The following is a 23,094-nucleotide window of genomic DNA, read 5'->3' as shown; positions in this document are numbered from 1 at the left end:
GCCATGACCGGCGGGGCGGGCGTATCAGAACAGATTAAATTTATATTCGATAATCACTTCCGAAGAGAGCGAGTTGGCCCGGCTGTAATGGCCGTCGGTAAGCACCGGCGTTTTGCCATTCATCTTATAGGACCAGCCCGGTCCGAACATCGCCCAGACGGTGAGATTTTTCAGTCTTGGGTGCGTCGGCACCCAGCGGCTGAAGGCGTTAATTTCCCCGGTACGGACGTGGTTGCCGCGGTAGTTAAACTGGGCGATGTTGCCGGCAAGACCGATCGCCAGCTCCGGCGTCAGGTTATAGTCCGACATATTAGAGAGAACCAGCTCACCGTCGCGCATATAGTCGTTGCCGGCATAGGCCATTGAGATAAAGGTCCCGCGCGAGTTTTTACTCATATGGCGCGGGTAGAAGCCCACTTCATTGGCCTTGTTCGCATCGGTATAGCCCAGACCCCACTTGGTGCTCCAGTTGTCCGCCTGCCACTTCACATCCATGGCGATGTGCCAGGCGTCGTCGTCAAAGTCACGCTTATTCGCTGGCATCGCTTTATACTCGTCCAGCGCGTGAGTGGCGTAGACCTGAGTACCGATGTTCAGCGCTTTTATCGGTTTAATATTGGTAAACAGAATATGGCGGCGCAGATAGTTATCGCTTTCACCATAGCCGTACTGCATGTTCAGGTGCTCGCTTTGCCACAGAATATCGCCGCTGGCGATATGGTTAATGTACTGTCCGCTGTTGGTCTGGAAGCGTTTCTTATCCGGCGAGTTACGATCCATCGCGCTTTCGATGTACGCGCCGCGCAGCGTGAAGGGGCCGTAGTTCACCGCGCCGGTCCAGCCCAAATAGGTGGTCGGGGAAAGGCGGGTGGAGTTGGAGATGACGCCAAAGTTTTTCATCGTCTGCCAGCCCCAGCGGGCGTTCAGATGAGTGTCCGCCAGGCGATACTGTAGCTTGATGTTGCGTTGACCAAATTTGGAAAAGCCTTCAGCGTTGCTCTTTTTATTCCCGCTGCCGTTGTTATACAGCACGCCGCGGGAGTTAAAGTAATCGCTGGCGCCGAGCTTTACCGCTCCGTAGTAAGTGGCATCAAAGCCAATAATATCGGCAAAATAGCCGGACTGATAATCGACGGCGACGCCCTGACCCCAGGCGTTATGGACTTTCTTTGGCTCGGTCTCTTCTTCCTTAAGATATTTCCAGTAGTTTTTAAACGATAAATTCATATGGGACTGGCTGAATAACGGATCGTCGAGCACGGTATCGATATAATCCCGCTCCTTCTGGCTGTTAGTGGTCGAAGCTGACCAGGCGCTGGCGGGAATAGCCAGCAGCATAATGGCGACTGTTGTCTTATTGATTTTCATAATAAACCCCAGAGTAGGGACGCAGCGATCCAGGCGAGGTGTTTTCGCCTGAAGTCTGCCGTAATAAATAATTAAGCGTGGGTATTATTTTTTATCGAGAGCCTGTTTTCCGGCTTCAACATATTTCATGGTGCCAATTTCTGGAACGGTATATTTGCCGTCTTTATAAACAATTTTAACCACCGCGGCATTGGCAAGCGGCTTGTTTTTCGCGTTATCGTCGGTTAAATCGGAAATCATAATCTGCATGGCGGTACCGGATGAAATTGCCAGCACGTTTTTATCGCCCCGGGCCTGCGCGTTTTCAACGATAGTATGCAGCGCTGCCTGGGTACGGGTTTTTACCTGCTGATAGTTTTCCGCCATACCCTTTGGGTCGGCCGCTGCCAGCGCGTTCTGGTTGGTATCGACGGCCAGGGTGCCCGCTTTCATTTGGCTGAACAGCGCAGCGCCGTCTTTAAGCCCCAGCTGTCTGGCGCCGGCGTCGGCCATATCTTTGTTATAGCCGCCTTCGAAACCGCCGAAGAAGGCTTCCCGCAGGCCGCTGAGCTCAGTAAGTTTGTAATCACTTACTCCGGCTTGCTTAAGGATCACCTGCATGGTTTCACGCTGACGTCCGGCATCGCTGGAATAGAAGCTATCAAAAGGAATACCTTTAAGCCCCTCGCCGAGATAACGAGCGACGCGAATGCCGTCTTCGGTAAGCGGTGAGTCCGCCCAACCCTGCACGCGGTCAAACGTATTCAGCAGCGTTTTGCCATGGCGGGCGAAATAGATATTCACGCCGTCATCGTTTTTAACTTCCGCCGCAGAGCAGGTTGCCGCGCCTGCCGCCATCATTAATGCTATTAGCCACTTCTTCATATAACGCTCCACCTGAATGGTCTTTTTATAAGCAAAAAAAAACCTACGTCAGATATTCGACGCGAAGCATAAATAAGATTATGTTCGCTCGAACGTCTATAACGTAGGTTTCGCCTGTTCTAAACAGTAACAATCCAACAAGGGCGACGTTAGCATTAATTATGAGAAAAGACATCCTCTATTTATTATGAATGTCAATAAATGTGATCGTCTTCATGGAGGTAATTTTGTCGATTGAGTTGTATCTTAAGTTTAATTTTCAGATTAATTAGCAGTTTTCGGCTTAAATAATTTTAGAGGATTGATCTCCGTCACAGAATAATGATGTCCGGGCTGGACTCTTTTACGCTCTGGCGTTATTTTCGCAGCACTCTGGGATTGTTACTGACCACAGGCAAAACCTAAGACCCCTGTCCGCCAATTTGGCGTGCGGCAGGAGTCTTAGGTTTTTTTTTGCGCCTAAGAAATACCTCTGCTACCCAACAAGGAGTGATGATGAGAACGAAAATCCTGACTGCCGCCATTCTGGCGTTATCTGCCGCTGGCGTACAGGCTGCTGAAAAACCGCTGAAAATACTGCTGGTTAACGATGATGGCTGCCAGTCTGTGGGGACCACTTCGCTGCAGGAAAAACTGGCGGCCAAAGGGTATGACGTCTGGATGGTGGCGCCGGCAACGAATCAGAGCGGTATCGGGTCGGCAATTACCTTTAAAACGGGTAAAGTTTTTGATGTCAAAAAAGCCGCTGACAAACGCTACTGCTTCCCGGGAACCCCTGCCGATGCGCTGGATTTTGGCCTGTGGGGCGTGCTGAAAGACGCGCCGCCGGATCTGGTGATTTCGGGCGTCAACGATGGTCCCAATACCGGTATGGCGCAGGTTAACTCCGGCACCGTGAGCGCCGCGGCCCGCGCCGTACGCTACGGTTTCCCGGCGATTGCCGCCAGCATTGGCTACCGCTTCACGGAAGAAGAGATGAAGAACAAATGGCCGAGCACGCATAAGTACTGGCCTGATTCGGTGGATTATGTCGTCTCGCTGGTGGATAAACTTAACGCCGCGCATAAACCGGGAAGCCCGATTATGCCGCAGGGGGCCGGGTTAAGCATTAACTATCCGCCGCTGCCGTCGGCTGAAATTAAGGGCGTTCATTATATTGAGAATGAACAATTCCCTGTGCCGCAGATTGGTTATGAACTTCTGGCGGACGGTACCGCCAAACAGACGATGAATCCGGAGGCGATGAAACCGGCGGAAGGGGATAATGACTCGGGCTGGCTCAACAAAGGATATATTACTTACACCCTGTTTGATGGTTCATGGAACGCGCCGCACTACCAGGCGCAGTTTGAGGCGCTGCTCGGTAAATGATGCTGTAGCGATAGTAAAGAAGAAGGCGCGGGCTCCGCGCCTTCTTTATATGAACCGATGATGAAGCGCTATTCGTCGAAGAACCAGTAGCCCTGGTTAATCAGGCGGGTCAGATCGGCGATAAAAGCCGGATTGCGCAGCGCGGCCTCGCCTAGCTCCTCTTTACCCAGCAGGGTATAGCGGCACAGTGCGTCCAGAGCCGCGGGATCGGTTGGCTCCAGCTGTTCGCTATTCACAAAGAAGCTGTCGCTGATGTGCAGTACACGCAGGCCGCTCAGGCGAGTCAGCATCTCACCGCCCGCCAGCGCGTCGACAATCTCCTCTTCTTCAAAAGGCGGTTCAGCGGGCGCAATATCCAGCTCGTGGCGCGGCGTGGTAGCAAAACGCCCAAACCAGCGGCGGAAATCTTCCGGCTGTCTAATCATCTCGATCATCATGCCGCGCAGGCGTTCCAGTTCATACTCTTCTACCCGTCCCGGATGTTCGCGGCAGGTCAAATCCGGATCGCTGTAGTGCTCGCCGCCGAGATCGTTTTCCAGCGCGTAATCGGCAAAGCTGCTGATCAAATCGCGGCCGTTTGGCCCACGGAAGCCGACGGAGTAGTTCAGCGCCGTTTCGTGAGTGATTCCGTCGTGCGGGAATCCGGGCGGAATGTACAGAATATCGCCAGGTTCCAGATCTTCATCAATGATCGGCGGGAACGGGTCGACGTGCAGCAGCGCCGGATGCGGGCAGAACTGACGCATCGGTAGCTTATCGCCCACGCGCCAGCGGCGGCTGCCCATGCCCTGAATAATAAAGACGTCGTACTGGTCGATATGCGGGCCTACGCCGCCGCCCGGTACGGAAAAGGAGATCATCAGATCGTCTAAACGCCAGTCCGGCAGCACGCGGAAGGGGCGCACCAGTTCAGCGGCGGGCATATGCCAGTGGTTTACCGCCTGAGCCAGTAGCGACCAGCCGGTTTCGCCCAGGCCATCAAAATGTTCAAACGGCCCGTTGCTGGCCTGCCATTGACCGTTCTTGAGGCTCACCAGTCGACTATCGACTTCCGGTTCCATGGCCAGCCCGGCCAGCTCATCCGGCGTAATCGGATCGACGAAATTCGCGAAAGCCTTCTTTAATACGACCGGCTGCTTTTGCCAGTACTTTTCTAAAAACTCGGGCCAGTTAATGTTGAGTTGATAAGCCATAGGTTCATACCAATAAGAAGAAACGGGCCTGATTATAGAAATATGCACCCTCAAGCCGCTTTGTCATGGGTCAAGGCTGGTGCTTAATTCATCATCTGAAGTCACGACGCGGTAAGAGAGGGGGAAACGTAAAGCGGATAACGTTGATTTTCGCAAAATGTCGCTTTTGCCTGAATTCGCTGCAGCCCGCGTGGCATCTGGCTTTCCCCCATTTTTTCCGGCGTGGAGGGAGCGTGAGAAGTTTAAATTATGAGCGTTTGATAAGTTTTTTGTATTTTAAGGGTTGCTATATCCCGGCAGCTCCCTATAATGCGCTCCCACTGACACGGCAGATGTGAATCACTTCACAAACAACCGGGTCGGTTGAAGAGAAAAAATCCTGAAATAACGGGTTGACTCTGAAAGAGGAAAGCGTAATATACGCCACCTCGCAACGGTGAGCGAAAGCCGCGTTGCACTGCTCTTTAACAATTTATCAGACAATCTGTGTGGGCACTCAAAGTGACATGGATTCTTAATGTCTTCGGACAATAAATGAATACCAAGTCTCTGAGTGAACATACGTAATTCATTACGAAGTTTAATTCACGAGCATCAAACTTAAATTGAAGAGTTTGATCATGGCTCAGATTGAACGCTGGCGGCAGGCCTAACACATGCAAGTCGAACGGTAGCACAGAGAGCTTGCTCTCGGGTGACGAGTGGCGGACGGGTGAGTAATGTCTGGGAAACTGCCTGATGGAGGGGGATAACTACTGGAAACGGTAGCTAATACCGCATAACGTCGCAAGACCAAAGAGGGGGACCTTCGGGCCTCTTGCCATCAGATGTGCCCAGATGGGATTAGCTAGTAGGTGGGGTAACGGCTCACCTAGGCGACGATCCCTAGCTGGTCTGAGAGGATGACCAGCCACACTGGAACTGAGACACGGTCCAGACTCCTACGGGAGGCAGCAGTGGGGAATATTGCACAATGGGCGCAAGCCTGATGCAGCCATGCCGCGTGTATGAAGAAGGCCTTCGGGTTGTAAAGTACTTTCAGCGGGGAGGAAGGCGGTAAGGTTAATAACCTTGTCGATTGACGTTACCCGCAGAAGAAGCACCGGCTAACTCCGTGCCAGCAGCCGCGGTAATACGGAGGGTGCAAGCGTTAATCGGAATTACTGGGCGTAAAGCGCACGCAGGCGGTCTGTCAAGTCGGATGTGAAATCCCCGGGCTCAACCTGGGAACTGCATTCGAAACTGGCAGGCTGGAGTCTTGTAGAGGGGGGTAGAATTCCAGGTGTAGCGGTGAAATGCGTAGAGATCTGGAGGAATACCGGTGGCGAAGGCGGCCCCCTGGACAAAGACTGACGCTCAGGTGCGAAAGCGTGGGGAGCAAACAGGATTAGATACCCTGGTAGTCCACGCTGTAAACGATGTCGACTTGGAGGTTGTTCCCTTGAGGAGTGGCTTCCGGAGCTAACGCGTTAAGTCGACCGCCTGGGGAGTACGGCCGCAAGGTTAAAACTCAAATGAATTGACGGGGGCCCGCACAAGCGGTGGAGCATGTGGTTTAATTCGATGCAACGCGAAGAACCTTACCTACTCTTGACATCCAGAGAACTTAGCAGAGATGCTTTGGTGCCTTCGGGAACTCTGAGACAGGTGCTGCATGGCTGTCGTCAGCTCGTGTTGTGAAATGTTGGGTTAAGTCCCGCAACGAGCGCAACCCTTATCCTTTGTTGCCAGCGATTCGGTCGGGAACTCAAAGGAGACTGCCAGTGATAAACTGGAGGAAGGTGGGGATGACGTCAAGTCATCATGGCCCTTACGAGTAGGGCTACACACGTGCTACAATGGCATATACAAAGAGAAGCGACCTCGCGAGAGCAAGCGGACCTCATAAAGTATGTCGTAGTCCGGATTGGAGTCTGCAACTCGACTCCATGAAGTCGGAATCGCTAGTAATCGTGGATCAGAATGCCACGGTGAATACGTTCCCGGGCCTTGTACACACCGCCCGTCACACCATGGGAGTGGGTTGCAAAAGAAGTAGGTAGCTTAACCTTCGGGAGGGCGCTTACCACTTTGTGATTCATGACTGGGGTGAAGTCGTAACAAGGTAACCGTAGGGGAACCTGCGGTTGGATCACCTCCTTACCTTAAAGAACCTGCCTTTGTAGTGCTCACACAGATTGTCTGATAGATGTAAAGAAGCAAGACGGCTGCGAAGTCGCGACACCTCGTGTCCCCTTCGTCTAGCGGTTAGGACTCCGCCCTTTCACGGCGGCAACAGGGGTTCGAATCCCCTAGGGGACGCCACTTGCTGGCTGTGAGTGAAAGGCACAACCAACCGATATCTCAAAACTCATCTTCGGGTGACGTTTGAGATATTTGCTCTTTAAAAATCTGGATCAAGCTGAAAATTGAAACGACACACTGTTTAAGTGTGTTCGAGTCTCTCAAATTTTCGCGACACGACGATGTTTTACGAAACATCTTCGGGTTGTGAGGTTAAGCGACTAAGCGTACACGGTGGATGCCCTGGCAGTCAGAGGCGATGAAGGACGTGCTAATCTGCGAAAAGCGTCGGTAAGGTGATATGAACCGTTATAGCCGGCGATGTCCGAATGGGGAAACCCAGTGCAATTCGTTGCACTATCGTTAACTGAATACATAGGTTAACGAGGCGAACCGGGGGAACTGAAACATCTAAGTACCCCGAGGAAAAGAAATCAACCGAGATTCCCCCAGTAGCGGCGAGCGAACGGGGAGCAGCCCGGAGTCTGAATCAGCTTGTGTGTTAGTGGAAGCGTCTGGAAAGTCGCAGGGTACAGGGTGATACTCCCGTACACTAAAACGCACAGGTTGTGAACTCGAAGAGTAGGGCGGGACACGTGGTATCCTGTCTGAATATGGGGGGACCATCCTCCAAGGCTAAATACTCCTGACTGACCGATAGTGAACCAGTACCGTGAGGGAAAGGCGAAAAGAACCCCGGCGAGGGGAGTGAAAAAGAACCTGAAACCGTGTACGTACAAGCAGTAGGAGCCCACTTGTTGGGTGACTGCGTACCTTTTGTATAATGGGTCAGCGACTTATATTCTGTAGCAAGGTTAACCGTATAGGGGAGCCGCAGGGAAACCGAGTCTTAACTGGGCGTTAAGTTGCAGGGTATAGACCCGAAACCCGGTGATCTAGCCATGGGCAGGTTGAAGGTTGGGTAACACTAACTGGAGGACCGAACCGACTAATGTTGAAAAATTAGCGGATGACTTGTGGCTGGGGGTGAAAGGCCAATCAAACCGGGAGATAGCTGGTTCTCCCCGAAAGCTATTTAGGTAGCGCCTCGTGAACTCATCTTCGGGGGTAGAGCACTGTTTCGGCTAGGGGGTCATCCCGACTTACCAACCCGATGCAAACTACGAATACCGAAGAATGTTATCACGGGAGACACACGGCGGGTGCTAACGTCCGTCGTGAAGAGGGAAACAACCCAGACCGCCAGCTAAGGTCCCAAAGTCATGGTTAAGTGGGAAACGATGTGGGAAGGCCCAGACAGCCAGGATGTTGGCTTAGAAGCAGCCATCATTTAAAGAAAGCGTAATAGCTCACTGGTCGAGTCGGCCTGCGCGGAAGATGTAACGGGGCTAAACCATGCACCGAAGCTGCGGCAGCGACACTATGTGTTGTTGGGTAGGGGAGCGTTCTGTAAGCCGTTGAAGGTGGCCTGTGAGGGTTGCTGGAGGTATCAGAAGTGCGAATGCTGACATAAGTAACGATAATGCGGGTGAAAAACCCGCACGCCGGAAGACCAAGGGTTCCTGTCCAACGTTAATCGGGGCAGGGTGAGTCGACCCCTAAGGCGAGGCCGAAAGGCGTAGTCGATGGGAAACAGGTTAATATTCCTGTACTCGGTGTTACTGCGAAGGGGGGACGGAGAAGGCTATGTTGGCCGGGCGACGGTTGTCCCGGTTTAAGCATGTAGGCGGATGTTCCAGGTAAATCCGGAACGTCACTAACGCTGAGGTGTGATGACGAGGCACTACGGTGCTGAAGTGACAAATGCCCTGCTTCCAGGAAAAGCCTCTAAGCATCAGGTAACATCAAATCGTACCCCAAACCGACACAGGTGGTCAGGTAGAGAATACCAAGGCGCTTGAGAGAACTCGGGTGAAGGAACTAGGCAAAATGGTGCCGTAACTTCGGGAGAAGGCACGCTGATGGTAAGTGAAGTGACTTGCTCATGGAGCTGAAATCAGTCGAAGATACCAGCTGGCTGCAACTGTTTATTAAAAACACAGCACTGTGCAAACACGAAAGTGGACGTATACGGTGTGACGCCTGCCCGGTGCCGGAAGGTTAATTGATGGGGTTATCCGTAAGGAGAAGCTCTTGATCGAAGCCCCGGTAAACGGCGGCCGTAACTATAACGGTCCTAAGGTAGCGAAATTCCTTGTCGGGTAAGTTCCGACCTGCACGAATGGCGTAATGATGGCCAGGCTGTCTCCACCCGAGACTCAGTGAAATTGAACTCGCTGTGAAGATGCAGTGTACCCGCGGCAAGACGGAAAGACCCCGTGAACCTTTACTATAGCTTGACACTGAACACTGGTCCTTGATGTGTAGGATAGGTGGGAGGCTTTGAAGTGTGGACGCCAGTCTGCATGGAGCCATCCTTGAAATACCACCCTTTAATGGCTGGTGTTCTAACGTGGGCCCCTAATCGGGGTTGCGGACAGTGTCTGGTGGGTAGTTTGACTGGGGCGGTCTCCTCCTAAAGAGTAACGGAGGAGCACGAAGGTCAGCTAATCCTGGTCGGACATCAGGAGGTTAGTGCAATGGCATAAGCTGGCTTGACTGCGAGCGTGACGGCGCGAGCAGGTGCGAAAGCAGGTCATAGTGATCCGGTGGTTCTGAATGGAAGGGCCATCGCTCAACGGATAAAAGGTACTCCGGGGATAACAGGCTGATACCGCCCAAGAGTTCATATCGACGGCGGTGTTTGGCACCTCGATGTCGGCTCATCACATCCTGGGGCTGAAGTAGGTCCCAAGGGTATGGCTGTTCGCCATTTAAAGTGGTACGCGAGCTGGGTTTAGAACGTCGTGAGACAGTTCGGTCCCTATCTGCCGTGGGCGCTGGAGAATTGAGGGGGGCTGCTCCTAGTACGAGAGGACCGGAGTGGACGCATCACTGGTGTTCGGGTTGTCATGCCAATGGCATTGCCCGGTAGCTAAATGCGGAAGAGATAAGTGCTGAAAGCATCTAAGCACGAAACTTGCCCCGAGATGAGTTCTCCCTGACTCCTTGAGAGTCCTGAAGGAACGTTGAAGACGACGACGTTGATAGGCCGGGTGTGTAAGCGCAGCGATGCGTTGAGCTAACCGGTACTAATGAACCGTGAGGCTTAACCTTACAACGCCGAAGATGTTTTGGCGATTTGAGAGATTTTCAGCTTAGATTACAGATTTTCGGGAACGAAAGATTTTACGCTGAGGCAAGGCGGCAAATGAAGGAAAGGAAGGAGCATACTGAAGTATGTGACTGACTTTACGAATGCAGCCAACGCAGCATCGGTGTAAAAGATTCGTTTCTGACAACAGAATTTGCCTGGCGGCACTAGCGCGGTGGTCCCACCTGACCCCATGCCGAACTCAGAAGTGAAACGCCGTAGCGCCGATGGTAGTGTGGGGTCTCCCCATGTGAGAGTAGGGAACTGCCAGGCATCAAACAAGTGAAGAGCCCATCCTGACGGATGGGCTTTTTGCGTTTTTGTCGTCTGAGAAATCCGTATTAAAGCCCGGCAAGGATCCTTTACCAGACCTTTTTCACGATAGGGCATCCGCAGTACTTAAGCGAAATAAGTATATATCGCTTTGAAATAAAAGGTTTTTTGAACTTTACCTGGCGTCACAACGAGAGCGATGAATTGTGCGGAGAGCTTGCCGGCAAAACCACTGAAAGCCGTGATGGCGAATAGCATAGATCTATTTAAACCCAATTATTTATCGAAAACTCATCTACAAAGAATTTATTTTGTGAATAAAATAATTAGCATGAACGTTATATGAAAATAAAAATAGAGATAAACGCGTTTATGAATATTTAATAGGAATTATATTAAGAATATTACCCGCATAACGCTTAAGTTATTCTAAAGTCATCAGGTTAACAAATAGATACCAAACCCTCTCCCCTGCCGAGCACACAGGCATAACAGCTGGACTTTTTCTGCGAAATGACTTAGTGTCCTTAACACTTTGTTAACTCGATCTGGTTTAAGTTAATTCAAATTTGCTAAAAACATAGGGTGCATTGCCTGTATGGAAGCTAACCCGGTAACGTCTTTTGACGAATAGTGCATGTTACCGGCTGGCAATATGAGAATATAAATGAAATTTCTGATTAACTGGCCTCCTTTGCGCCAACTGATACATTATATCCGGGAGCGTTTTACCTTTCTGGTCCTGCTCTGCTGGCCGGCGATCATCTGGCTGGTTTGCCGGGCGCTTGTCTGGTTAACGGATGGATTGATGGTTCTTCTGGGTAAACCCACCGACCACTCGTTTACCGTGTATCTTCAGCCGCTTATGACGCTAAGTGCGCTGCTGAGAATTTCCGTCAGCTGGGTGCTGCTGTTGTTTATCCTGTTCAGCATGGCGATGGGATTCACCTGGGCTCTGCGGCGCTTTATGAATCGCCATAAATAGCGCCGATGCCGCGACCGGCAGAGCGACATCGGTATTGCCTCAGGCCATTTCCCCGATCGTCTTACGAAAACGCAGTAGGGCGATAGTAAAAAACACGCCACCGATAGCCAGCAGCGTCAGAAACTGCGGCCAGACGATAGAGAAATCAGCGCCTCGATAAAGAATGGCCTGCGCCAGGCTGACAAAGTGGGTCGTTGGCATGGTGAGCATAATATCCTGTACAGCCTGCGGCATACTTTCCCGGGGCGTGGAGCCGCCGGAAAGCATCTGCAGCGGCAAAAGCACCAGAATCATCAGCAGCCCCAGCTGCGGCATGGAACGCGCCACCGTGCCCATAAAAATGCCGATTGAGGTGGTGGCAAACAGGCTCAGGGCCACCCCAAGCATAAAGAGTGGTATCGAGCCTTCTATCGGTACCTGCAGCACGCCCTGAACCATCAGGATCAGAGAGAGTCCGGAAACCACCAGCACCACCAGCCCCATTGACCATATCTTCGCCATCATGATTTCAAACGGCGTGACCGGCATAACCAGCAGGTGCTCCACGGTACCATGCTCCCGCTCGCGTATCAGCGCCGAGCCGGTCAGCACGATCGCCAGCATGGTGATATTGTTGATAATTGCCATGACGGCGCCGAAACGCTCCTGTTCCAGGTTCGGGTTAAAACGCATCCTGACGGCCAGCTCAACCGGCAGCGTGCCGTTGTCCCGGTAGCGGGCGACAAAGCTGTTCACTTCGCCGGTAACGATATTCTGGATATAGCTATTGCCGGTAAACGCCTGGCTCATTCGCGTCGCGTCGACGTTAACCTGTAGCGCGGGCTGGCGTCCGGCCAGAACGTCGCGCTGGAAATCCGGCGGAATATTGATGGCGAAAGTATAGCGTCCCGCATCCAGCCCGGCGTCCATCTCATCAGCGGTGATCAGCGCCGGCGGCAAAAACCAGGGCCGGTAAAAACCATTGATAATACGCGATGAAAGCTGCGACTTATCCATGTCGGCAATAGCGATGGGCGCCAGATGCAGCGAACCCGGCATAACGGTCGCAGAGGAGTAAACCGAGACGGTAAAAGCAAAGACAATCAACGTCAGCATCGCTTTATCGCCCAGCAGGCTGCGTAGCTCTTTCATCCCCAAATTATAAATATTGCGTAATCCGCGCATTATCCCTCCTGTTTTTTCAACAGCCACACGCTCAGGCCCAGCACCAGCGGAACCGCGATAAGCAGCGGAATAAAGGATCCCCACAGGTCGGTCAGATTCAGCGCTTTGGAAAACGTTCCTCGCGCGATGGTCAGAAAGTGGCTGGTTGGATAAATCTGGCCAATCCAGCGCCCGGGTCCTTCCAGCGAGGCGACGGGGTCGATCATCCCGGAAAACTGCGTCGCCGGGATAAGCGTAATGATCGCGGTGCCGAAAATCGCCGCAATCTGGCTTTTCATAAAGGTTGAAATCAGCAGGCCAAGTCCGGTGGCGATAGTGACGTAGAGCAGCGCGGCGAGGGTGAGCGTCAGAAAACTCCCTTTGTGCGGTACGCCAAAAACAAAGACCGACAGCGCGCAGAGCAGGAAGAAGTTGAACATCCCCAGCACGATATACGGCACCTGTTTACCCAGCAGAAATTCGCTGCGGGTGGTTGGCGTCACGTACAGATTGATGATTGAGCCAAGCTCCTTCTCGCGGACCACGCTGAGCGCGCTGAGCATCGCCGGGATCATCATTAACAGCAGCGGAATCACCGCCGGTACAATCGCCGGCAGGCTCTTCACATCCGGGTTATAGCGATAGCGGGTCTCGATGGAAATCAGTGAGGTATCGCGATTGGGGCTGGCCTGGCGGCCGGCCATCTCCTGCAGCCAGGCCAGATGCATGGCCTGCACGTAGCCGCGCACCGTCTCCGCGCGGTTCGGCATCGCACCGTCCACCCACACGCCAATCTGCACCGGCGTCCCCCGGGCGATATCGCGGCCAAAATTAGGCGGAATTTCAATCGCTACCGCCAGCTCGCCGTTGCGCATTCTTCTGTCCAGTTCGCTATAGCTTTGCAGCGGCGGCTGTTCGATGAAGTAGCGTGAGCCGGCGATATTTTGCGACCAGCCCTGGCTACTGACGGTCTGGTCGCGGTCGAGCACCGCAAACCGCAGATCTTCGACGTCCATACTGATCCCATAGCCCATGATAAACATCAGGATCACGGTGCCGAGCAGTGCCAGGGTCGATCGCACCGGATCGCGGCGCAGCTCAAGCGCTTCGCGGCGGCTGTAGCTAAACAGGCGCTGCAGGCTGAACGCCTGACGCGGCGCCACGCTTTCGGCTTTATGTTCCATCGCGGGAACCGGTGCACCCTGCGCATCAGGCGGCTGCGCGGCATCCGCCGCTTCCTGTAGCCAGGCGATAAACGCCTCTTCAAGGCTGGCCGATCCGCGCTGCTCCACCAGAGCCTGCGGCGTATCGCTGGCCAGCACTTTTCCGGCATGCATCAGCGAAATGCGATCGCAGCGTTCCGCTTCATTCATAAAGTGGGTGGAGATAAAAATGGTCACCCGGTCCTGACGCGCAAGATCGACCATCAGCTGCCAGAACATATCCCGGGCTACCGGATCGACGCCGGAGGTGGGTTCATCAAGGATTAACATTTCCGGGCGGTGGATCACCGCGACCGCCAGCGAGAGGCGCTGGCGGATACCTAGCGGCAGCGAAGCGGGCAGGGTGTCCTCAACCTCTTCCAGCATAAAGCGCTGGCTCATTTCGGCGATCCGCCCCGGGATCTCCGCATCAGGGATGTGGAACAGGCGGGCATGCAGCTCGAGGTTTTGCCGTACGGTCAGTTCGCTATAGAGGGAGAAGGCCTGCGACATATAGCCAACGCGGCGGCGGGTTTCGATATCCCTGGGGTCGACCGGCTGGCCAAACAGCCACGCCTCGCCTTCGCTGGCCGGTAGCAGCCCGGTCAGCATTTTCATGGTCGTTGATTTGCCGCAGCCGTTAGAGCCGAGGAAGCCGAAAATCTCGCCGCGGGCAATGCGAAAGTTGACGTGGTCAACGGCGACAAATTGACCGAAGCGCATCGTTAGCCCGCGCGCTTCAATCGCAACTTCGCTTTCATCGGCATTGCGCGGCGGGATGATCACCTCTTTATGCGCCAGGCGCTGGGTTTCGGGTAGCAGGGCGATAAACGCCTGTTCCAGCGTCTGACTTGCCGTGTGCGCTTTAAGCTCATCGGCGCTGCCGGTTGCCAGAACTTCCCCCGCGTTCATGGCAACCAGCCAGTCAAAGCGCTCCGCCTCTTCCATGTAAGCGGTGGCGACCAGGACGCTCATCTCCGGCTGACGCTGGCGGATGCTGTCGATCAGATCCCAAAACTGCGCCCGCGAGAGAGGATCGACGCCGGTGGTGGGTTCATCGAGGATCAGCAGCTGCGGGTCGTGAATGAGCGCGCAGCACAGGCCGAGCTTTTGCTTCATCCCTCCGGAGAGCTTTCCTGCCGGGCGGTCGCGAAACGGCGCCAGGCCGGTACTCTGGAGCAGCTCATTGATGCGGATATCGCGTTCGGCTTTATCATGGCCGAACAGACGGGCGAAGAAATCGACGTTTTCATAGACCGACAGGGTATGGTAGAGGTTCTTCCCCAGCCCCTGGGGCATCCAGGCGATTTTCGGGCAGACGTCCTGGCGATGACGTACATCGCTCATATCGCCGCCGAGCACCATAATGTTGCCGTGCTCAATCACGCGCGCGCCGGAGATCAGCGATAGCAGGCTGGACTTGCCCACGCCGTCGGGCCCGATCAGTCCCACCATACAGCGGGCGGGAATGCTCAGCGTAATGTCCTTCAGCGCGACGGTTGCGCCAAAGTGCTGGCTGACGTTTTCCAGGCGGGCGACGGTTTTCATTGCGGCAACCTCACCGTCAGCGCTTCAGGCCACGCCTGCTGGTTATCCAGGCGGACCCAGGCCATACCGGGCAGGCCGGTCTTCACATACTCCAGATGCTCCGCCAGCAGCTCTGGCGGAATACGGGCTTTTACGCGGAACATCAGCTTCAGCCGTTCATCGCTGGTTTCCACCGTTTTAGGCGTAAACTGCGCCACGCTGGCGACAAAACTGATATTGGCGGGGATCACCAGATTCGGCGCGGCATCGAGGATAATTCGCGCTTCGCTGCCCAGCGCCAGCAGACCCGCCTGCTCGGTAGGCAGGAAGAAGGTCATATAGACATCGGATAAGTCGACCATATTCAGCACCCGGCCGCCCGCCGCCAGCACCTCTCCCGGTTCGGCGACGCGGTACTGAATGCGGCCATCGCGCGGGGCTTTCAGCTCGCTATCGTCGATATCGGCGATAATCCGCCGTTCGGTCGCCTGGGCGGCCTCGACCCGGGTTTGCGCCTGAATGATGCTGGTGCGCGCCGCCTCAATCGCGGCCCTGGCGGCAGAGACCTGCGCTTTGGCGGATTCCAGCGCCGCCCTGGCGCTTTCTGCCGCCGCCTGGTCGTCATCCAGCTGCTGCGCGGAGACCGCGCCGCGCTGCGAGAGCGTGCTGGAGCGGACGTGACGTTTAGCCGAGGAGTTCAGCTCCGCCTGCCGCTGCTTCACCACCGCTTCCGTAGCGCGCATTTCACTTTGACGCTGGTCGAGCAGGGCTTTCGCGGCGGCAATCGCGCTCTCTGCTTCCTTGATTTGCGCGGCGGCCTCCAGCCGTTGTTCGTTGAGTACCCGGGTGTCCATACGGGCCAACACGTCGCCCTGGCGAACAAACTGCCCCTCTTTGACCAGGATGGTGTCGATACGCCCGGCGGTTTTGGTGGCGATATCGACTTCTGTGGCTTCAATCCTGCCGTTACTGCTGGCAAAGCCCTCAGGAATTCCCGGCGGGCGAAGCATCCACCATGCCGCTGCGGCAATCACCACCGCTAAACCAATAACGTATCCAACCCAACGCCGTTTGATTTTGTCCATACGCGACTCGCTTTGTTCCATAGGCTGAGTGGTGCGCGCTTCTCCTCCGCATGGCGGAGTTTCGTCTCTTCAGGGAAGGGAGAAATCGGGGATAAGGCCGACCGGCGCAGGGAGCCTGCAGCGCTGCTAACCGGTCAGAAAGAGGTGCGATCAATGTGGTCATCATCAGCAATCCTCGCCTTAAATGAAACACGCATATTTATTGCTACCGTCAATGTCATACTAACACCCGCAATGAGTATGTCCATATACAAAGCAGGGTCTTGTTGTCGGGTTAACATAAAAACAGCGAGGAGCGCGATGGCACAATATTACCCATAATGCCTATTGGGGTTAATGCTCCGGATACCGGCGCAGATAATCTTAATCGTTCTTCATTAAATCATCGTACATATAAGCTATTCCTTAGCGCTAATAACCAGAGGATATTATTCCCTGGCGACTGGCGCATTTTTAATCTGGTTGCCCCAGGAGAACTGTTGTATGATCGGCGGCCCTGAAAATACACTCACGCCGGGCGAGCGCTTTATTCAATGAAAGATGAAAGCCAAAAATATATCTCGATTATTTTTAAGGAGTGGTTGCCGCTGTACGACAGCCTGACGCCGGAAGTGAGGGCGGTACTTAAAAATATTGCCGGGCAGCAGGCGGAGGCGTTAGCGACCCGTTTTTATGATTTTATTTTCCAGGACCCGGACATTGCGCGGCACCTTAGCTATGACTTAGTTCAGGAGCGGCTCAGCAGCTCGCTGGCCGGGTGGGTGAAAGATATCCTGATGTGCGATAAGGAAAATCTGCAGGCGCTGGCGGAGCGGCAGTACCTGATCGGCAGCATCCATTCACGCATCGGTATCCCGGCAGAGGCGGTACTGCGCGGCGCGCGCCAGCTGAAAGCCGGGCTGATTGAAAATATCCGCGATAGCCAGCTCGATCGCGAGACCAGCGTTGCCGCCATCTACTACGCCATCATGGCCATTAACATGGCGGTAGAAATGATGTGCCACGCCTATACCCTGTCGCACTATCGGGCGACGAAAAATGAAGAAGCGTACCGCCTGTATAGCCTGATGGATAACGTGCCGCTGGAATATGGCAAACAGCAGGCCTCGCTCTCCGGATGGGAAAATACCGCTATTTTTAATATCGTTAGCGATAATAAAAGCGATATTAACGGAGCGTTATTATCTGATTCTGAATTTGGCCTGTGGTTCCGCCATAAATGCGTGCGTTATTTTAACAAAAATCCGCAAATGCAGGAAATCGCCGACTTAATTAGCAAGGTGGATGCGCTGTTATCCGCCTGGAAATCCTCGACTGAGGGTTCTGAGTATAAAAACACGCAGGCTTTGCTGCAGGGGATCCATATCCATTGCCAGCAGATCGGCAGCCAGATGGGGGTGCTGTTTAGCAGCCTGTCGCAGATGCAAAGCGGTAAGGATACGCTGACCAGCCTGCTTAACCGCCGCTATCTGCCGGTTGTCCTCAAGCATGAAGTGACGCTGGCGATGGAATATGAACTGCCGATGACGGTGGCGATTATCGACATCGACCACTTTAAAGAGATCAATGATAGCTGGGGGCACATGGTCGGCGACCGGGCGATTAAGCACGTTGCGGAGCTGCTCAGCGATAATATTCGATCCAGCGATTATATCTTCCGCTACGGCGGCGAGGAGTTTCTGCTGGTGCTGGTGGAGACCGGCGCCGCGGAAGCCTTTACTATCCTTGAACGGCTGCGTAAAAAAATCAGCCAGCTGGCGTTTAGCGTTGGCGCTGACAATGAGATTTCGATTACCGCCAGCATCGGCTACGCCGTCCATACCGGTCATCCGGATTACAATCTGCTGCTGCGTGATGCCGACAGCGCGCTGTACGTCGCCAAGCGCGATGGGCGCAACTGCGTGAAGCTGCATGAAGGCGACGGCAACTAAGCTGCCGGGTCCTTCCCGGAGGCGGCGCGCTGCGCCTGTCCGGGCTACCTGATCGCAGACGGCAGTAAACCCGTAGCCCCGGCAAGTCGACAGCCGCCACCGGGGAATAAACCGTAGAATATCTTCCGGTCGGGCGCCATCCCGGAGGCGGCGCGCTGAGCCTGTCCCGGCTACCTGACCGCAGACGGCTGTGAACCTGTAGCCCGGGCAAGGCGCCTCAGGCGCCGCCCCCGGGAGAGATGTGGCAGCGGATTTCAGTGCGGAGAGATCGCCGCGCCTCAAAACAGCACCGGCAGCCCCAGGCCGCGTTTTACTTCATGCAGCGTCCGTTGCGTCAGTTCGTGCGCCCGCTCGCTTCCCCGGCGCAGCAGCGCCAGCAGCATGCCTTTATCCTGAATATAGGTCGCCCGGCGTTCGCGTATCGGCGCCAGCAGCTCCTGTAAGCAGGTCTCCAGCGCGTTTTTGCACTGCCTGTCTCCCAGCCCTCCGCGCCGATAGTGGGCTTTCATCTCGGCAACGAAGGTCTTATCAGCATGAAAGGCGTCGAGATAAGTGAATACCACGTTGCCTTCTGTCTGACCCGGGTCGGCGACCCGCAGGTGATTCGGGTCGGTATACATGGCGCTGACCGCACGGTGGATCTCCTCTTCGCTGGCCGAAAGGGTGAGCGTGTTCCCCAGCGATTTCGACATTTTGGCGTTGCCATCAATGCCCGGCAGGCGGCTGACGTCGCTGAGCAGCGCTTTGCAGTGCCGTAAGATCGGCGTCGTCGTCAGGCTATTCATTTTGTGCACGATCTCATTGGTCTGTTCAATCATCGGTAGCTGATCGTCGCCAACCGGCACCAGTTCGGCCTTAAAGGCGGTGATATCTGCGGCCTGGCTTATGGGATAGGCTAAAAATCCCACCGGCAGCGAGCGGGAAAATCCCTTCTGGGCGATTTCATTTTTCACCGTCGGATTGCGTTCAACCCGGGCGACGGTGACGATATTCATATACAGCGCGCTGAGTTCGGCCAGCGCCGGCAGGGCGGATTGCAGGCAAATGGTGGTCTTCTGCGGATCGATGCCGACGGCGAGATAATCGGCCATCACCTCAAGGATATTGCTGCTGATTTTTTGCGGGTTGCTGCCGTTGTCGGTCAGGCCCTGCAGGTCCGCAACGAGGATAAACTGCTGGTGGTCGTGCTGGAGCAGCACGCGCTGGCGCAGGGAACCGACGTAGTGGCCGAGGTGCAGCTGGCCGGTAGGACGGTCGCCGGTCAGGATCGTTTGGCTGGTGTTCATAAGTGACTCCTTAGGATGCTATCAGGCCGAAGGGCGACACTCAGAAACAACAAAGCCGCCTTCCGGCGGCTTTGAATAGAGGAAACGTCAAATCTTGCCGCCTGTTATGCAGACAGCCACCAACGGCGGAGGTGAGAGATGACAACGTTTCTGTTCATCTTTTTATCCTGCCACGAAAAGCCGCGGCAGTAAAAGCCCTTTTTTATTCAGCGATAAACCGGCAGCAGGTTAAAGCTGGATAAAATATGAATTATTGCGTTGGTGCCGCCGAAGCACAAAATCAGGACAATCATGGCATTGCCACCCCAGACCCGATAGTTCGGGCTGCCGAAACGCCTGCGCGAGGCGCGCGCCAGCAGGGCGGGGACGATAGCGGCCCAGACGGTGGCGGCGAGACCGGCGAAACCAATGGCGTAGATAAAACCGTTAGGCCACAGCAGCCCGCCGGCGATCGGCGGCAGAAAGGTCACCAGCGCGGTTTTAAACCGCCCCAGCCGACTATCGTCAAACTTAAACAGATCCGCCAGATAATCAAACAGGCCAAGAGTCACGCCTAGGAACGAGCTGGCGACGGCGAAGTTGGAAAAGACCGTCAGCAGTAAGTCCAGGGTCGAACTGTTCAGCAGGCCGCTTAAGGTCTGCACCAGCACGTCGATGTTGCCGCCTTTTTCGGCGATAGCGATAAACGCCGGGCGCGGAATATTGCCCATTGTGCCGACCAGCCAGATGATATACAGCACCAGCGCCATCAGCGTGCCGAGCAGCAGGCAGCGGCGAATGATAAGCGGATCTTTACCGTAGTACTTCATCAGGCTGGGGACGTTGCCGTGATAGCCAAAGGAGGCCAGGCAGAACGGCAGCGTCATCAGGACGTAGGGCAGATAGGACGCATTGACCTCCGCGCGGTTAAACAGAATTGCGGGCTCCACGTGCCACATCAGGCCGCCGAAGGTCATAAAGAAGGTGAGGATTTTGGCGCCCAGCACGATAGTCGTCATCCGGCTTACCGCTTTCGTACTTAGCCAGACGATAAAGGCGACCACCAGCGCGAACGCCAGCCCGCCCAGGCGTGCGGGAACCGCGAGGTTCATCTGCGCAAAAGTATGCTGAATAACTGAACCGCTGGCGGAAATATAGGCGTAGGTCAGGATATATAAAACAAAGGCGACGGTCAGGCCGTTAATAATATTCCAGCCGTTTCCCAGTAAATCCTTCGTAATCGTGTCGAAGCTGGCGCCAATATGATAATTGAGATTGGCTTCGAGGATCATTAACCCGGAATGCAGCATGCAAAACCAGGTAAAAATGAGCGCCAGCAGCGACCAGAAAAACCAGGCGCCGGACATCACCACCGGTAAAGAAAACATGCCTGCGCCAATAATCGTGCCGCCGATAATCATCGCTCCGCCAATCAGCGATGGCGTATTTGTTGAGACCGCTTTTGAGACTGATAATGTAGCCATAAGGTGCATTCCTCACGTGGCTATATATTAAATAAGGGGCTGCGGGAAAACGGCTACCCGGCGCAACCCGAATGATTGAGCTTAAAGAGATGGAATTAAATTAATGGCGCTCTCATTGCGAGAGCGCCGTGATGCGGTTTATTTCACCGGTTTCAGTCTGGCGACGAAGTGGCGCAGTACCGGCGGTTCATAGGTGAAGGTCAGGCCCTTAATCGTGGCGGCGCGCGCCTTAACGGCGATCAGCGCATCAGCGATATAGTCCATATGATCGTTGGTATAAACCCGGCGCGGAATGGTCAGGCGCAGCAGCTCCATCGGCGACGCCTTCTGTTTGCCGGTTTGCGGGTCGCGGCCCAGCAGCAGGGAGCCGATTTCCACGCTGCGGATTCCCGCTTCCAGATACAGCTCATTGTTTAGCGCGTGCGCCGGGAACTGCTCCGGTGGGATATGCGGCAGCAGCAGCTTAGCATCGACGAACACCGCATGGCCGCCGGTCGGATACTGAATCGGAATGCCGCCTTCGCGCAGGCGTTCGCCGAGGTATTCCACCTGATTGATGCGATAAGCGAGGTAATCCTCGTTGGTCCCTTCTTCCAGGCCGATAGCCAACGCCTCCATATCGCGCCCCGCCAGGCCGCCGTAGGTGACAAAGCCCTCCATCGGCACGCAGCGGATGCGCACTTCGTTGAACAGATCTTCGTCATCGCGGAAGCAGCACAGGCCGCCGATATTCACCATCGGGTCTTTCTTGGCGGACATGGTCAGCATATCGCCGTACTGGTACATCTCAAGAATAATCTCTTTCACCGATTTATCGGCGTAGCCCTCTTCGCGCTGTTTAATAAACCAGGCGTTTTCGCAGAAGCGGGCGGAGTCGATCACCACCGGAATATTATTCTGGCGGGCAATCTGATACACCTCGCGCATATTCGCCAGCGATACCGGCTGGCCGCCGGAGCTGTTACAGGTGACGGTGGTAATAATCGCCGCCACGTTTTCCGCGCCGTGTTCGGCGATGGTCGCTTTCAGCAAATCAATATCAAAGTTGCCTTTCCAGTCGTACCACGAGGTGGTATCGAAGGCTTTCGGCGTCACCACGTTAATGGCTTTTGCGCCGTTGAGCTCCACGTGCGCGGCGGTGGTATCGAAGTGGAAGTTGGAAATAAACACCGGATGCGCCGACTTGCGGCGAGCAATCAGGCTCGGGAACAGAATCTGCTCCGCGCCGCGCCCCTGATGGGTGGGAATGGTATACGGATAGCCGATAATCTCTTTGACCTTTTCGCACAGATGCTGATAGTTACGCGACCCGGCGTAGGCTTCGTCGCCCATCATCAGCCCGGCCCACTGATGGTCGCTCATCGCGCCGGTTCCGGAGTCGGTCAGCAGGTCGATATACACGTCCTGGCTATTGAGCAAAAACGGGTTATAGCCCGCCTCTTCCAGCGCTTTGACGCGATCGTCAAAGGTAGTCATGCGAATGTTTTCGACCATTTTAATACGGAACGGCTCAGGGATACGTTTCATTTATTTTCTCCATGGGGATGCTGTGCCGCGTTTGGCTATTTGGCGACAAATAAAAAGCGCAACAAATAGCGACTAAACGCAGTGCTGAATTAATTTTTTTAGGGAGTAAACAGCAGCGGAGAATTAACGAGGGAAGTCGTTGGAGATGCGGTGATCTAAATTATACCAGTCGTCCAGGCCGCCCTGGGCAATGAGGCGATAAATCGATTTTTGCGTCATGACATCGTCCTCTGTGGGTGAAGGGATGCCATAAAAATAAGGTAAAATGAGAAAATAACCACGATTAAAATCACAAAAAATAATTTATCGATAAGCGGAGTATAAAAATTTGACGCTCGTCGTCTTTTTAGCGTTATTGATTAGCAGGCGATGGTTTTTTGTTTTTTTATTACGCCAATAACGGCTTATTGAGTGAGGTTATTAGCGCCTTCACCGCAAT

General features: G+C 54.4%; 13 protein-coding genes, 1 tRNA gene and 3 rRNA genes. 7 read left to right on the top strand and 10 right to left on the bottom strand.

Annotated elements, in window-relative coordinates:
* Positions 1–24 precede the first annotated feature (24 nt).
* The gene (locus JLG71_RS24580; protein WP_048261908.1) at positions 25–1,368 is read right to left on the bottom strand and encodes an OprD family outer membrane porin; all 1,344 of its coding nucleotides are present in this window, start codon (positions 1,366–1,368) and stop codon (positions 25–27) included.
* An 84-nt stretch (positions 1,369–1,452) separates the two neighbouring features.
* Positions 1,453–2,232: a histidine phosphatase family protein gene (locus JLG71_RS24575; RefSeq protein ID WP_038422856.1), complete on the bottom strand. Its 780-nt coding sequence runs from the start codon at positions 2,230–2,232 to the stop codon at positions 1,453–1,455.
* Between the two features lie 495 nt (positions 2,233–2,727).
* Between JLG71_RS24575 and surE the strand changes: the two genes are divergently transcribed.
* Entirely contained in the window at positions 2,728–3,603 is an 876-nt protein-coding gene (gene surE, locus JLG71_RS24570) for a 5'/3'-nucleotidase SurE (RefSeq protein WP_014837294.1), read from the top strand.
* 68 nt (positions 3,604–3,671) lie between these two features.
* Here the strand turns inward: surE and JLG71_RS24565 are convergent, their stop codons facing one another.
* Positions 3,672–4,796, bottom strand: coding sequence for a ribosomal protein uL16 3-hydroxylase (locus tag JLG71_RS24565; protein WP_064358187.1), 1,125 nt, complete (start codon positions 4,794–4,796; stop codon positions 3,672–3,674).
* 602 nt (positions 4,797–5,398) lie between these two features.
* Here JLG71_RS24565 and JLG71_RS24560 point away from each other — a divergent pair.
* The 5 genes from JLG71_RS24560 (at position 5,399) to JLG71_RS24540 (ending at position 11,491) form a co-directional block, all read left to right on the top strand.
* Positions 5,399–6,938: ribosomal RNA gene (locus JLG71_RS24560) — 16S ribosomal RNA — on the top strand.
* 87 nt (positions 6,939–7,025) lie between these two features.
* Positions 7,026–7,100: transfer RNA gene (locus JLG71_RS24555), tRNA-Glu, on the top strand.
* 190 nt (positions 7,101–7,290) lie between these two features.
* Positions 7,291–10,196, top strand: a 23S ribosomal RNA gene (locus JLG71_RS24550).
* Between the two features lie 194 nt (positions 10,197–10,390).
* Positions 10,391–10,506: ribosomal RNA gene (rrf, locus tag JLG71_RS24545) — 5S ribosomal RNA — on the top strand.
* The 16S, 23S and 5S rRNA genes sit together here with 1 tRNA gene alongside, the layout of an rRNA operon.
* Positions 10,507–11,173: 667 nt before the next feature.
* On the top strand, positions 11,174–11,491 hold the full coding sequence (locus JLG71_RS24540; RefSeq protein WP_004098189.1) for a hypothetical protein: 318 nt from the start codon (positions 11,174–11,176) through the stop codon (positions 11,489–11,491).
* A 39-nt stretch (positions 11,492–11,530) separates the two neighbouring features.
* Here JLG71_RS24540 and JLG71_RS24535 read toward each other — a convergent pair whose 3' ends face one another.
* From JLG71_RS24535 to JLG71_RS24525, 3 genes are read right to left on the bottom strand one after another with little or no spacing between them, the layout of a single operon-like run.
* Positions 11,531–12,655 (bottom strand): ABC transporter permease, encoded by a 1,125-nt coding sequence (locus JLG71_RS24535; protein WP_004098191.1) that lies wholly within the window; start codon positions 12,653–12,655, stop codon positions 11,531–11,533.
* The gene (gene rbbA / locus JLG71_RS24530; protein ID WP_200913866.1) at positions 12,655–15,384 is read right to left on the bottom strand and encodes a ribosome-associated ATPase/putative transporter RbbA; all 2,730 of its coding nucleotides are present in this window, start codon (positions 15,382–15,384) and stop codon (positions 12,655–12,657) included. The genes JLG71_RS24535 and rbbA overlap by 1 nt, the downstream gene beginning before the upstream one ends.
* Positions 15,381–16,448 carry an HlyD family secretion protein gene (locus tag JLG71_RS24525; RefSeq protein ID WP_004098195.1) on the bottom strand — a complete coding sequence of 356 codons (1,068 nt, stop codon included), beginning with the start codon at positions 16,446–16,448 and terminating at the stop codon, positions 15,381–15,383. The genes rbbA and JLG71_RS24525 overlap by 4 nt, the downstream gene beginning before the upstream one ends.
* Positions 16,449–16,981: 533 nt before the next feature.
* Here JLG71_RS24525 and JLG71_RS24520 point away from each other — a divergent pair.
* Positions 16,982–18,379 (top strand): diguanylate cyclase, encoded by a 1,398-nt coding sequence (locus JLG71_RS24520; RefSeq protein WP_048262575.1) that lies wholly within the window; start codon positions 16,982–16,984, stop codon positions 18,377–18,379.
* A 278-nt stretch (positions 18,380–18,657) separates the two neighbouring features.
* Here the strand turns inward: JLG71_RS24520 and trpS are convergent, their stop codons facing one another.
* The 4 genes from trpS to tnaC form a co-directional block, all read right to left on the bottom strand.
* Positions 18,658–19,665, bottom strand: coding sequence for a tryptophan--tRNA ligase (trpS, locus tag JLG71_RS24515; RefSeq protein ID WP_014227742.1), 1,008 nt, complete (start codon positions 19,663–19,665; stop codon positions 18,658–18,660).
* Positions 19,666–19,871: 206 nt separating this feature from the next.
* Positions 19,872–21,128, bottom strand: coding sequence for a tryptophan permease (gene mtr / locus JLG71_RS24510; RefSeq protein WP_116281049.1), 1,257 nt, complete (start codon positions 21,126–21,128; stop codon positions 19,872–19,874).
* A gap of 138 nt (positions 21,129–21,266) precedes the next feature.
* Positions 21,267–22,655, bottom strand: a complete 1,389-nt coding sequence (gene tnaA / locus JLG71_RS24505) for a tryptophanase (protein ID WP_004128455.1) — start codon at positions 22,653–22,655, stop codon at positions 21,267–21,269.
* A gap of 123 nt (positions 22,656–22,778) precedes the next feature.
* Positions 22,779–22,874 carry a tryptophanase leader peptide gene (tnaC, locus tag JLG71_RS24500; protein WP_004098218.1) on the bottom strand — a complete coding sequence of 32 codons (96 nt, stop codon included), beginning with the start codon at positions 22,872–22,874 and terminating at the stop codon, positions 22,779–22,781.
* Positions 22,875–23,094: the final 220 nt, after the last annotated feature.

The sequence above is a fragment of the Klebsiella michiganensis genome (assembly GCF_015139575.1).
GTDB lineage: Bacteria > Pseudomonadota > Gammaproteobacteria > Enterobacterales > Enterobacteriaceae > Klebsiella > Klebsiella michiganensis.
The sequence above is the reverse complement of the archived record's forward strand: the minus strand, read 5'-3'. Positions and strand labels throughout refer to the sequence as shown.